Genomic DNA, 12,635 nt, shown 5'->3' with positions numbered 1-12,635 from the left:
TCCAGTGTACTATACTTTGGGGGTACGCTAACGTTAATTTAAACAAGGAGGTTCCGTCGTCATGGATATCGTAAAAATTGGTAACACTGGAGTTGTCTCAACCCCACTTGGATTGGGAACGAATAAGGTAGGTGGCCATAATCTATTTCCGAATTTGGATGATGACAAAGGTGCCAAAGTAGTTGAAGCCGCCTTAGACAACGGCATTACGCTATTAGACACGGCATATGCTTATGGTCTTGGTCGATCTGAAGAAATCATCGGCCAAGTTTTACAAAAGTACGATCGCAGTAAAGTGACGATTGCGACAAAGGCTGCGCAGGATCCTACCCAAAATGGCAAACTCAATAATTCACCCGCTTTCCTCAAGCAATCAGTTGATGAGGCACTCAAGCGTCTGAAAACTGACTACATCGATATTTTTTACATCCATTTCCCCGACTCAAGCACACCAAAGGCAGAAGCTGTTAACGCTTTAGCTGATCTCAAAAAGGCCGGAAAAATTCGGGCAATCGGTGTTTCTAATTTCAGCCTCGACCAAATTAAAGAGGGAAATGTCGATAACCAAATTGATATCATTGAGGATAATTACAGCCTCATTCATCGCGATGCTGAAACTAGCCTCTTCCCATACCTCAAAGAACATCAAATTTCATTTGTTCCTTACTTCCCGTTAGGTTCAGGCCTTTTAACGGGTAAATACCATGAAGCAACCGATTTTCCTAGCGACGATCCACGTCAAAATAACCCAAACTTTTCAGGTGACCGCTTTGCTGGAATTGTGCAAGCCGTTAATAATTTACAGCCTCTAGCAGATGCACACGATGCAACCATGGCCCAGTTAATTCTTGCTTGGTACATCAAAAATCCAGCGATTAGCGTTGTCATTCCTGGTGCTAGACAGCCGGAACAGGTCCTTAACAATGCTAAAGCAATGGATCTTACCCTTTCAGATAACGACTATAATTCAATTGATAATGCCTTTAAATCACTTTCAAATTAAAAATTCCATTCAAAAAAAGATAACCTTTATCGGAGGCTATCTTTTTTTATTCGTGTATTGTCATTATATTCATAAGATGTTATCATTAATAAGTAAAAGGTCGTATAAAACACGAACATTAGCGAAATTAATGTTCGTGTTTCGCATTTATCATAATTTATTGAAGGAGTCGTTTATTAATGACTAACAAAATTGCTCAGTATTTCAAGTTTGACGAACTCGGTACCAACTTCCGTACCGAAACACTTGCGGGATTAACCACGTTCATTTCAATGGTTTACATTTTATTCGTAAATCCTAGCGTTTTAGGAGACTCCGGCATGGATAAGGGCGCTGTGTTTACAGCAACCGCGCTAGCCAGTGCCTTTGGCTGTTTCGTAATGGGAATTGTTGCCCGTTATCCAATTGCACTATCTTCAAGTTTAGGGATTAACGCCTTCTTCTCATATTCCGTTGTCATCGGAATGGGCTTCCCATGGCAGACTGCCTTAGCCGGTGTGTTTGTTGCCTCAATCCTGTTCATCATTTTGACGGCATTTAAACTCCGTGAAAAAATTGTTGATGCAATTCCTCGTGATTTAAAAATGGCGATTGCGGCCGGGATCGGGCTATTCATCGCCTTTATTGGGTTAAGCGAAGGCGGGCTCGTCGTCGCTAACAAGTCGAACATCATTGGCTTAGGGCCCTTAAACGTTGGGACAACTTGGTTAACAATTGTTGGGTTGATTCTAACGCTGGTTCTGATGAGCGCAAAGGTTCCCGGTGCCATCTTCATCGGAATGGTTGGTACGACAATTGTGGGAATGTTCACCCATTTGATTGCGGTTCCTAGCCACATCGTTTCCGGTGTTCCAAGTTTGAAACCAACCTTTATGCAAGCCTTCTATCATGTAACTGATATTAATTCGCTGCAACTGGTGGTCGTTGTGCTAACGTTCCTGTTAGTGACCTTCTTTGATACAACTGGAACTTTAGTGGGCCTTGCTGAACAAGCCGGTCTCGTTAAAGACAATAAAATTCCACGAATTGGTAAGGCACTTGCTGCTGATTCTTCAACAATGGTTGTTGGGTCACTATTGGGAACTTCCCCAATGGGTGCTTTCGTTGAATCATCTGCCGGGATTGCAGTCGGTGGCCGAACTGGTTTCACCGCCATCATCACTGGATGTCTCTTTATCTTAGGAATGTTCTTCTCGCCCCTACTTGCCGTTGTTTCAAGCCAAGTAACCGCGCCAGCTTTGATTATCGTCGGAATTCTCATGGCGCAATCAATGAGCGGAATTGATTGGAAGAAGTTCGAAATTGCTGCACCAGCCTTCCTAATCATCATTGGGATGCCCCTAACTTACAGTATTTCTGACGGAATTGCTTTAGGCTTTATCACTTACCCACTAACGATGATTGCTGCTAAACGAGGCAAACAAGTTGGTCCAATGATGTACGGCCTTGCCGTCGTCTTCATCATTTTTCTTTGGATTTTGAATACCAAATAGCGTTGCGCATCGCCTAGAAAACGAGTATTCTTAGATATTGAAATTTAATAATTCACTATCTAAGCAAAGGAAGGAATTTGTTATGAATTCTAAGACTAGTTTTTTAGGCATTGACAACGTGTATGATGTCACACGCGTTGCGGTTGTCGCTGCACTCTACGTCGTAATTACGATGGTCTTGGCGCCCTTTAGCTTCGCTGCCGTTCAGGTTCGACTGGCTGAAATGTTTAATATTTTAGCTATCTTCAACAAACGGTACGTTGTTGCGGTTACATTAGGCGTTGCCATTTCCAACTTTCTTATGTCGTCACTTGGTTTGATTGACGTTGTCTGGGGAAGCCTGTCTACCCTATTCACGTTGATTCTGCTCCGATTTATCATTCCCCACGTTAAGGGATTCATTCCCCGATTAATCGTGGGTGATCTGTGGGTGACCTTCTCAATGTTCACCATCGCCGCAGAAATTGCCTTCATTGGTAAAACTGCTTTTTGGCCAACATTTTGGCTTAGCTGGGGAACCATTGCCATTGGTGAGTTCATCTCACTGACAATCGGGGCAATCCTGCTATACATCATGAATAAGCGGATTAATTTGGATAAACTATTAAACTAACTACCAAGAAAGCCAGAACTTCGAAAATCGAAGTTCTGGCTTTTTTAAATTTACTCAAATACAAATTGATTATGATACAACTCGGCATAAAAACCATTTTGCTCAACTAATTCGTGATGCGTTCCGGTTTCAATGATTTGACCATCCTTCAAAACGATGATCTTATCCGCATTTAGAATTGTCTTAAGTCGATGGGCAATCACAAATGAAGTTCGCCCAGCAATGGCAGCTTCCATCGCGTACTGAATTTGTTGCTCCGTAACTGTATCTACGTTAGAAGTTGCTTCATCCAGTATCAGAATATCTGGGTCGGTTAGAATAGTTCGCGCAATCGAAATTTGCTGCTTCTGTCCAACTGAGAAAACTGAATTATTATCATCAACTACCGTCTCATACTTGTCCGGCAGTCCCTCGATAAACTCATGAATGTGAGTCGTCTTGGCAACCGTAATGACTTCTGCCATCGTTGCATCTGGCTTCCCAAATCGGATATTATCCGCAATCGTGCCAGAGAATAGAACTGACTCTTGCAGGACGATTCCGACTTTGGCCCGTAAGCTATCCAAATCAAATTCCCGAATATCGGTGCCATCGTACTTAATAACACCCTTATCCACATCGTAAAATCGATTCATCAAGTTCATGACCGTTGTCTTACCAGATCCAGTCGGCCCAACAAGCGCAACCATTTGCCCCTTTTTGACATCAATTGACACATCTTTTAGGATTGGAACATCTGGACTGTAACCAAAATCAACATCCTGAATCTGAATTCCCTTTCCAACTCCATTAAAGGTCTTGCCATTTTCGGGACGGACCTCATCCGGCTCATCAAACATAATGTTCAATCGAGTTGCGCCGGTAATGGCTAACTGCAATTGTCCAAATGAAGAGGAAATTTGCATAATTGGATTGTAATACTGCTGGGCATATTGAATAAATGTGACAACCAATCCAAGGGCTGCAGCGGTACTCAAAGAACTGTCATTCAGCGCAATTTTAGTTCCCAGGAAAATAACGAGGGCTGTCGTCACTAACGAAAACCCGTTCATTAATGGGAAAATCATTCCTGACCAGGTTTGGGATGCAAACGTGGACTTTTGAACTTTTTTATTGCGGCTAACGAAACCGTCAATGGCGTCTTGCTGCTGACCTTCAACAATGATTGCCTTTTGGCCGGAAATCTTTTCATCCATGTAGGCGTTAAGCGTTCCGACCTCGGCCTGTTGCCGGTCAGTTGACCGCTTGGCTTGAATGATAATGATGACGGCAAATAAAACTGCGACTGGTGTTGTCGAAACAGTGACCCAGGCCATGCTGACGTTTTGGTTAAAAATCATGATGATTATTCCAATAAACAGCGCCGCATTGGTCGCGACGTTCACCGCAGCCTGATTCAAAGTGTTTTGAATGTTGTCCAAATCAGAGGTAAATCGAGCTAAAATATCACCATCTTCGTGCTTATCAAAGTACGCAATCGTCATCCGTTCCAATTTACCGAAAAGCCCTTTTCTCATACGGTTCGTTGAATGAGCGACAATTGGCGTAAACAAAATGGTGTAAATAAGCTGGGCAACTCCTGTAAACACATAGAAACCTAGCAGCTTCCACATTGCACCGAAGAAATCCGCCTTACTTGCTGGATTTGATAACGCAACTTGGCGCAGACTGTGAATGGTGGTTCCCTTTGGCAATGCATCTAATAGTGAAGCTGGGACGTTTGAATCCGTGAGAAATTTCCAATTGGTTGGCATCTGCGCCATTTGTTGTAACTGATGAATTGAGGTCCCCTTTGGCAAGCTTGAGAGAACCTGTTGCGGTACATTTGAATCCGTCAGCGCTTTCCAGGAAACGTGCTGCCCGGTCGCTTGACCTAACTGTTCCGCAATCTTTTGAAGTGAATCCTGCGAGGTGGTTGCGGCGCTAGCAATTTTTTTCAAAGCCTTCATTGCTTCTGGCGCATGCTGATGAGTGAAAAAATCGCCTACATAAGTCGTTAAGTGAGTAATGGCGTGTCCCATCACGACGGGCGCCTCAACCTGCAAATAGGTTGCCGCAAAAATAAAAATGGCAATGATAAGGAACTGCAGCTTGTACTTCTTTAAGTAAAGGTAAAAAAAGCGAATTGCTCTAGTCGTATCATTCATCTTTAGGCTTCCTCCTTTGCTTTTTGGGTTGCATAAATTTGTTGGTAAACATCAGAAGTTGCCACCAACTCTTTGTGGTTTCCTTGCGCGACAATTCGCCCTTCATCCATTACCAAAATGGTATCCGCATGGACAACAGACGAAATTTTTTGGGCAATAATAATTGTAGTGGTGTCCTTTAATTCTTGGCTAAAGGCATCCTGTACAAGCTTTTCAGATCTGGCATCCAAAGCGGATGTCGAATCATCTAAAATAAGGATTTTCGGTGATTTGATTATTCCCCGGGTAATCGACATTCGTTGTTTTTGGCCACCAGAGAAGTTATTCCCTCGTTCCTCAACGTTTGCTTCATACCGGTCCGGTAACTTATTAATAAACTCGGCCGCCTGCGCAATTTGCGCTGCGCGATCCATTTCACTCGAGCTCGCATCTTGCTTTCCCTGTTTCAGATTTCCAGAAATGGTACCGGAAAATAGAATAGCCTTTTGCAAAACAATCGAGATATTCTTCTTTAGGGTTCCCTTTGACACATGTCTCAAATCCTTACCGCCCACTTTGACGGTTCCAGAAGTTGGATCAAACAGTCTAGGAATTAATTGGGCCAAGGTAGATTTACCGGCACCGGTTGCTCCAACAATTCCCACCATTTGACCGGAATTAATTTTGAAACTGACGTCCTTTAGCATTGGTTCATCGTCATTTGGATAGGCAAACGAAACGTGATCAAACTCAATCGTCCCATCAAGCGTTTCATCCGGCACATCGTCGAAAATCATTGAAACCTTCGTATCGAGAACCTCAGCAATTCGGCCCATCGACACGAAGCCACGTGAAGCAAACATCGACATCATTCCGCCCATAATAATGGCGAACATAATTTGCATCATATATTGAATAAAGGACATGATGCCCCCCAACTGATCCTGCGCAAACGATGCCGATTTCGTAATAAAGGTTGAAACGAATAAAATAGCGACAAAAATAGCTAATTGCGAAATAATGGTGAAGGCCGGAATCATCGTTGAGAAAATATACCCAACTGATAAGTTATGGCCAAATAGGTCATCCGATTCCTTATCGAATTTAGCTTCTTGGTTTTTCTCTTGCACAAATGATTTAACAACGCGTGCGCCTCGCAGATTATCCTTGGCAATTCCATTAATGCGGTCCATTAATTTTTGGAAAGCTGAGAAATGTGGCCCCATTGCGCGCATTGATAAGCCTGTGACCACAACGATTAGGACCACCATGACGATGATAATCCACCAAAGTTGGGGCATCGTAATAATCGAGAGGACAAACGCCCCAACAAAAAGGAGTGGGACCCGAATGAGAACCTGAAAAATCATCATTAGGAGCATTTGAATTTGGTTAATATCATTCGTCATTCGGACAACGAGGTTTTCTGATTTAAATTTTTCAACATCTTCATATGAGAAGGTCTGAATTTTTCGAAACGTATTTTCTCGTAAGTCGGCTGAAACTGCTTGGGCAATTTTAGCCGCAGTAATCGTGTTTAAAACAGAGCCAATTAATCCGATTACCGCAATAACAATCAGTGCGACCCCGTACCCACTTATCCGATCAATTTTGCCTGACGTGGAAAGTGCTGTATTTGCCATCACACTTAGAATACTTTTCATGTAACTGGGCTGCCATAACGTTGCCCCAACCTGGATTAACATGGTTAGAATAGCAGCAGTCACTAACAGCTTATATTTACCAATTGCCTTTGTGATCACAGTGAACCCTCCCTTGATAACTTGTTTAAATATGTTAGAATAAATCAACTCTCCAACAGTGTTGGAGTAAATAACAAAAAAATAGCGCTGAAGCAAAAGCAATTTGTATATTACCAAATCACACCTTAAAAAACAATTACTATTTCTTATTAATTTAAAAAGGAGGCTTATTTTGCCAAAGGAAATTAAACGAGAACAGATTATTCAGCAAGCCATCAAAACGTTAGGACAAGAAAAATCCTTTAATGCCTTTTCTCTCCGGCACGTTGCTCGCGACCTGCACATTGATGTATCAACGTTGTACTGGTATTTTAAAAACAAACAGGAAATTCTCCAGGCGATGGCCGAAGTGATTATTGGAAAAATTAAATTTCCTGACCCAAGCCTCAACTGGGCAGACCAACTCCGTCAACTTTTTGATAATATTTTAGACGTTTATATTGCTTACCCATCCTCAGCCATTTTGATGGTTGAAACAATTCCCTCCTCCCTTGTACGACTCCGATTAATCGATCACGCCATCGGGATTATGGCCGATGCTGGAATTGATGAGCAAACATCAACGGTTGCCATGACCTCCATCGATTTTCTCCTGACTGGATCGATTATTGATCTATCCACCGAAAATCGCTTTCGGCAACAGATTGTGGATCATAAAGGCCAGGAGATTGCCAAACACGTTGCCCTTATCCATGAAAACGTTCAGGAACACGCGCTCCAACACATGGCCGCCTCCATCAAAATTAGAAATTCTTTTTCGGCAAAGGAACAGTTTGAAATGGGCCTGGAAATCATTATTGAAGGCTTGAAAACGAAAATAGTAAAATCATAAAATAAAAAAAGGATCGAAATCTTAACGGATTTCGGTCCCTTTTTGTGTCAACTTCTACAAAATTGGAGACAACAATCGACTCGCGTCTTGTTTGAATTTTAAATAGAGTGACTGCGCCGCAAACTTCTCCGGGGTCATCAGCTCACTACTAGTGACATCATTTTCAAAAATATCTTCCAACTCTTTTGCCAACTTAGCGTCATACAAGAATGCGTTAATTTCGAAGTTTAATTTGAAACTGCGGTAATCCAGATTGGCTGAACCAACCGAGGCAATTTTACTATCGACAACCATCGTTTTTGCGTGCAAGAACCCATTTCCGTAAAAATAAATTTTAATACCATCATTCGCAAGCAGGCGCGCATAATACTGTGTTGCCCGATAGACAAACGGGTGATCCGGCATATTTGGAATCATAATTCGCACGTCAACGCCCGCCATCGAGGCAATCCGCAACGCATCAAAAACACTATCATCCGGAATTAAGTACGGCGATTGAATCCAAAGTCGCTTTTGCGCCGTTTGAATGAGGCGAATGTAACCCATTTTAATCTGTTGCAAATCAGAATCCGGACCGCTTGAGACAATTTGCAGGTTAGTTTCGCCCTTAATTTTAGTCAGTGGGAAGTACTTTGGTTCCACGTAATCAGTTGGAATTGGATGGTGCTTATCAGTGACGTTCCAGTCCAAAATGAAGCGGGCTTGTAATCCGAAGACGCCGGAACCCACAATTCTCAAATGGGTGTCGCGCCAGTTACCAAATTTTTCCTTACGCCCCAAATACTGATCCCCAATGTTAAATCCGCCAACGTAGCCGATTTTTCCATCAACTACCACAATTTTCCTATGGTCACGGAAGTTCAAACGGAAATCCAGTAGAGCTGAATGGGTGGCCAAGAAGGGTTCAACGTGCCCTCCAGCGGCCATAAGTGGCTTGAAGAAACTTCGCCAAGTTCCCATCGACCCCCAAGAATCATAAATTACCCGAACTTCAACGCCAGACTGCGCTTTTTTAATCAATAAATCGAGAATTTCATTTCCAATCTTATCGTTGTAGAAAGTATAAAATTCAATGTGAATACTGGATTGCGCCGCTTCAATATCCTGAATCATGCGGTGAAATAGGGAATTACCATCAATGAAAATTTTCACTCGATTTTTACGGGACAGGAAAGCGTGGTCCGTCCTGACAAAGAGGCTCACCAATGAGGACGTCTCTTCTGTCACGTCGTCAGCAGGTAGATGATCGAACCCAATTTGCGTTCGTTGCTGCATGACCCGTTTGTCCAACTGCATTCTGACCTGGTTTTTAACTCGATAAATTTGACGCCTTGGGAGCTTTCGACCAATAAAGGCGTAGGCCAGGAAGCCGACAACTGGCACAAAAACTAACACAATCAGCCAGGCCCAAGTTGCCGCAATATCCCGTTTTTCTCTAAAAACGGTAATAAAGGCAAGCGCCGCGTTAATAAAAACGATTATTTCGAATATTAAATACCAATTGATGGTCACTTAAAGCACCCCGTTCCCCGATTAAAATCATATAGTCCCTATGATACCGAAATTTTAACGCTTTTGCTTATCTTTTACCTGAAAAATGCGTTAAACTGGAGAAAAATATGGGAAAGGTTCTGCTTTCAATGCTGACAAATTTCATTTCTGGCGTTGCCATTCCCCATGGCCGTGGTACGTTTCGCGTCTTCCATTGGATTTTCCGGGAGAACCCGGTGATTGGGTTTGGCATTCTACTCGCCATCGTTCTATATGGTATTTATCGATACATGAACAACCGTTAACAATTTATTTTTTATTTGCTAAGAATTTAGGTTAGAATTTTGTCCCATACGAGACTGTGCTATACTATCGTCAAATAGAGGAGTGATATATCATGAAAAAATCACGGACAATGGCCATTTTTATCAGTCTTGCCGCGGTTCTTGTGGTTGTATTGAGTGCTTGCGGTAAGAGCAGCAATCAATCAAACCAGCAAGCTAGTTTCCGTAACGAAGTCAAAAGTACCAAAGCAACTTCCGTTCAATCTCAAATTTCAAATAATAGTGATCTTTGGTATCTTTCGGGCGGTATCAATTCCAAGAGTAATTCTGGATTTGAAGCCTACAAATTTGATAAGGATTCAAAAAAGGTGACAATCTACAACGTCAGCAAATATTACAAGACTTACTCAGCCGCTCAAAAAGCAAACGCCCTAAGTAAGGAAGGAACCCTTTCGTACTCATTTGGTAAGAACAGCAAGTCTCAAACCGTTATCAAATTCAAGGGAAAGCTATCTGACATCCCAATGACCCAAACGTTCACCGTCAAGGACACAACGACTGGCAAGAACAAGTCTACAAGGCTTCACGTCACGGGCTATAAGATCGTCCGGGATATTGATGAAGACAAAACAAATAACGTCTTCGTTAAAATTGCTAAAGAATAACCGTTGAAGCGTTCCGATTTTTCGGAACGTTTTTCTTTTGCCTTCTTTTCCAAACGAGTAAACTTAAAACAATTAGCGTCAGAAAGGAGTTAACTATGAAAAAATGGCACTTTTTAAATTCCTATAAACTACGAAATGGCGTCACTATTGCCAACCGAATTGCCATGTCGCCAATGACTGAAAAATCGAGCTTTCACGACGGTACCATTACCACGGACGAGCTTAACTACTATCATTCACGGGCTGGCGGCGTTGGGATGCTCATTACTGGCTGTGCTAACGTGAACGACCTCGGCAAGGGCTTTGAAGGCGAATTAAGTATCACAAACGAGGCCATGCTGCCAGGCCTGCAACGCTTAGCTCGTACAATCAAGGTCGGTCATACCAAGGCAATTCTTCAAATATTTAGTGCTGGACGCATGACCAATTCAAAAATTCTGCGTGGCCAGCAACCCGTCTCCGCAAGTGCGATTCCATCCCTTCGTCCTGATGCTGAAATCCCTCGCGCTTTGACAGAAGCTGAAGTTGAGCAAACCATTAAAGACTTTGGCAATGCAACCAAACTTGCTATTGAAGCAGGGTTTGATGGTGTCGAACTTCATGGTGCCAACACTTACCTTTTGCAACAATTCTTTAGCCCCCACTCCAACCGACGGACTGACCAATGGGGTGGCTCATTGGACAAACGAATGGCCTTCCCCCTTGCCGTTATCGAGGAAGCCACTCGGGTCATCAAGGAGACCGCAGACCGGCCCTTTATTTTAGGCTATCGACTTTCGCCTGAAGAGCGCGAGGAACCGGGCATTCGTTTGGAAGATACACTTGAATTCGTCAAAAAGCTCAACAAAACAGCCATTGATTACCTTCATATTTCGTTGGCAGACGCTTGGGCAGGTTCTATTGTTGATTCGACGCAAACGACCCCAGTCTTTGAACAAATTAAAGCGGTGCTTGCTGACGATTTGCCATTAATAACGGTCGGTCACGTTGCCAGTCCCCAACAGGCCGACGCGCTAATCGATGCTGGCAATGATTTTGTGGCAATGGGTCGGGAATTAATTCGCGAACCTCAATGGATTCAAAAAGTTCAAAATGATGACGAATCCGCCATCCGCTACACAATTTCAGAGAGTGACCGCGCTGAATTACAAATTCCCCGTCCACTTTGGCAATTTCTATTAGAATCGTTTGGCCGGGGCTTCCCACTTTCCACCGATGAGAACCAAATCATCCATTAAACATATTTGCAGACAAGCGCTTTCATTTACGCTATGATAGAGTTAAAGGAGCGTGATGTACGATGAGTCGTAAACTACCAGAAATGGATCCTAAAAAACTATTTGAATTTGAAAAAATGATGCGCGAAAAACACCTTGATTTTGTTAAAGAAAATCCATGGATTGTTCCGCCAGTTGTCGCATTGACAACGATTCCGGTGGCAATTGCAGCGGTTGGTTTCTTCCATAATCGTTCCCTAAAGAAGAAGCTAAAGATTGAGCGTGAAAAGACAAAACAAATGGAACTTGAAGTTAAATTAAACCAGTAACAAAAATGAGTGCCTCCGTAAAATAAACGGAAGTCACTCATTTTTTTGTTTAATTAACGTATCATTTGCAGGTACGTCATTGCGATTTTCCCGTAAAATTTCAAAACCTTCTCGCTTATAAAAGGCCAAGGCGGGTTTGTTCTCGATGACGCACTTCAAAGTTAATGGTCGTTGCGTTCTTTTATCCATTTCCTCAATGAGTCGATGTCCCACACTCATTCGTTGCCAATCCGGATCAACAAACAGTAAATGGACAAAGGCCAATAACCGATTCAGCGACGCAAATCCCACGATTTTGCCATCAATTGCCGCAATAATCACGGACTCGCCCATTGAATCCCGTTTAAAATCTGCTAATTGCGGATCCTGAACCCAAGGAAAGCTCACCTGCCTGGCTTTCAAATAGATTGCAGCAAGCTGTTCCTGCTCAGCTATTCGCATCGGTCGAATTTCCATTTCCACTACCTGTCACTCCCTTTGATAGTTAATAGTTTACGACTAAGAAGTCAGTGACGCCACTATTTAATGTAACCCACCTAGTAATTGAGCCTTTAAAGCTCAATAAAACGAGGGTGAGACAAAAGGCGGTTTGCTTTTGAGCATACTACGCTCCGCTACGATGTCGATTGGACTATGTCGAAGTGCGACAGTCCAAGTCGCAGCCTAGATTAACGAATAATCCTGCACTTGGGATTGTTTGTTGATCGTAGCTAGGCAGAGAAAGTAGCTTTTTGGAACCCGACTAAGCAAGAATATTCGGAAATAGCAACGGGGCTGGGACAAAACGAATGTTTTGCGCGCGTTTTATAATCAAGTTAG

General features: G+C 42.8%; 12 protein-coding genes. 8 read left to right on the top strand and 4 right to left on the bottom strand.

The window, feature by feature from the left end; all coding sequences use genetic code 11:
• Nucleotides 1-61 precede the first annotated feature (61 nt).
• From FD44_RS05160 to FD44_RS05150, 3 genes are all read left to right on the top strand, one after another.
• The gene (locus tag FD44_RS05160) at nt 62-1,003 is read left to right on the top strand and encodes an aldo/keto reductase (protein ID WP_010618988.1); all 942 of its coding nucleotides are present in this window, start codon (nt 62-64) and stop codon (nt 1,001-1,003) included.
• Between the two features lie 179 nt (nt 1,004-1,182).
• On the top strand, nt 1,183-2,496 hold the full coding sequence (locus tag FD44_RS05155; protein WP_010618989.1) for an NCS2 family permease: 1,314 nt from the start codon (nt 1,183-1,185) through the stop codon (nt 2,494-2,496).
• Nucleotides 2,497-2,578: 82 nt separating this feature from the next.
• Nucleotides 2,579-3,109, top strand: a complete 531-nt coding sequence (locus FD44_RS05150; RefSeq protein ID WP_010618990.1) for a QueT transporter family protein — start codon at nt 2,579-2,581, stop codon at nt 3,107-3,109.
• Between the two features lie 50 nt (nt 3,110-3,159).
• Here FD44_RS05150 and FD44_RS05145 read toward each other — a convergent pair whose 3' ends face one another.
• Both FD44_RS05145 and FD44_RS05140 read right to left on the bottom strand, forming a co-directional pair.
• Nucleotides 3,160-5,256 (bottom strand): ABC transporter ATP-binding protein, encoded by a 2,097-nt coding sequence (locus tag FD44_RS05145; RefSeq protein ID WP_010618991.1) that lies wholly within the window; start codon nt 5,254-5,256, stop codon nt 3,160-3,162.
• A gap of 2 nt (nt 5,257-5,258) precedes the next feature.
• Nucleotides 5,259-6,998, bottom strand: a complete 1,740-nt coding sequence (locus tag FD44_RS05140) for an ABC transporter ATP-binding protein (protein ID WP_010618992.1) — start codon at nt 6,996-6,998, stop codon at nt 5,259-5,261.
• Between the two features lie 172 nt (nt 6,999-7,170).
• Here FD44_RS05140 and FD44_RS05135 point away from each other — a divergent pair, with 172 nt between their 5' ends.
• Nucleotides 7,171-7,830, top strand: a complete 660-nt coding sequence (locus FD44_RS05135) for a TetR/AcrR family transcriptional regulator (protein ID WP_010618993.1) — start codon at nt 7,171-7,173, stop codon at nt 7,828-7,830.
• A 54-nt stretch (nt 7,831-7,884) separates the two neighbouring features.
• Here the strand turns inward: FD44_RS05135 and cls are convergent, their stop codons facing one another.
• The gene (gene cls, locus FD44_RS05130) at nt 7,885-9,342 is read right to left on the bottom strand and encodes a cardiolipin synthase (protein WP_010618994.1); all 1,458 of its coding nucleotides are present in this window, start codon (nt 9,340-9,342) and stop codon (nt 7,885-7,887) included.
• 107 nt (nt 9,343-9,449) lie between these two features.
• On the opposite strand from cls, the gene FD44_RS10505 reads away from it, so the two are divergent.
• The 4 genes from FD44_RS10505 (at nt 9,450) to FD44_RS05115 (ending at nt 11,816) form a co-directional block, all read left to right on the top strand.
• Nucleotides 9,450-9,626 carry a hypothetical protein gene (locus FD44_RS10505; protein ID WP_155801526.1) on the top strand — a complete coding sequence of 59 codons (177 nt, stop codon included), beginning with the start codon at nt 9,450-9,452 and terminating at the stop codon, nt 9,624-9,626.
• A 92-nt stretch (nt 9,627-9,718) separates the two neighbouring features.
• Nucleotides 9,719-10,270 carry a hypothetical protein gene (locus tag FD44_RS05125; protein WP_010618995.1) on the top strand — a complete coding sequence of 184 codons (552 nt, stop codon included), beginning with the start codon at nt 9,719-9,721 and terminating at the stop codon, nt 10,268-10,270.
• Nucleotides 10,271-10,365: 95 nt separating this feature from the next.
• Nucleotides 10,366-11,508 carry an NADH-dependent flavin oxidoreductase gene (locus FD44_RS05120; RefSeq protein ID WP_010618996.1) on the top strand — a complete coding sequence of 381 codons (1,143 nt, stop codon included), beginning with the start codon at nt 10,366-10,368 and terminating at the stop codon, nt 11,506-11,508.
• Nucleotides 11,509-11,570: 62 nt separating this feature from the next.
• Entirely contained in the window at nt 11,571-11,816 is a 246-nt protein-coding gene (locus FD44_RS05115; RefSeq protein ID WP_010618997.1) for a hypothetical protein, read from the top strand.
• 33 nt (nt 11,817-11,849) lie between these two features.
• Here the strand turns inward: FD44_RS05115 and FD44_RS05110 are convergent, their stop codons facing one another.
• A complete protein-coding gene (locus FD44_RS05110; RefSeq protein ID WP_033445151.1) occupies nt 11,850-12,272 on the bottom strand; it encodes a GNAT family N-acetyltransferase in 423 nt (140 codons plus the stop codon).
• Nucleotides 12,273-12,635: the final 363 nt, after the last annotated feature.

The sequence above is a fragment of the Secundilactobacillus malefermentans DSM 5705 = KCTC 3548 genome, assembly GCF_001436395.1.
GTDB lineage: Bacteria > Bacillota > Bacilli > Lactobacillales > Lactobacillaceae > Secundilactobacillus > Secundilactobacillus malefermentans.
Note: the sequence above shows the minus strand (reverse complement) of the source record. Positions and strands in the feature narration are given on the sequence as shown.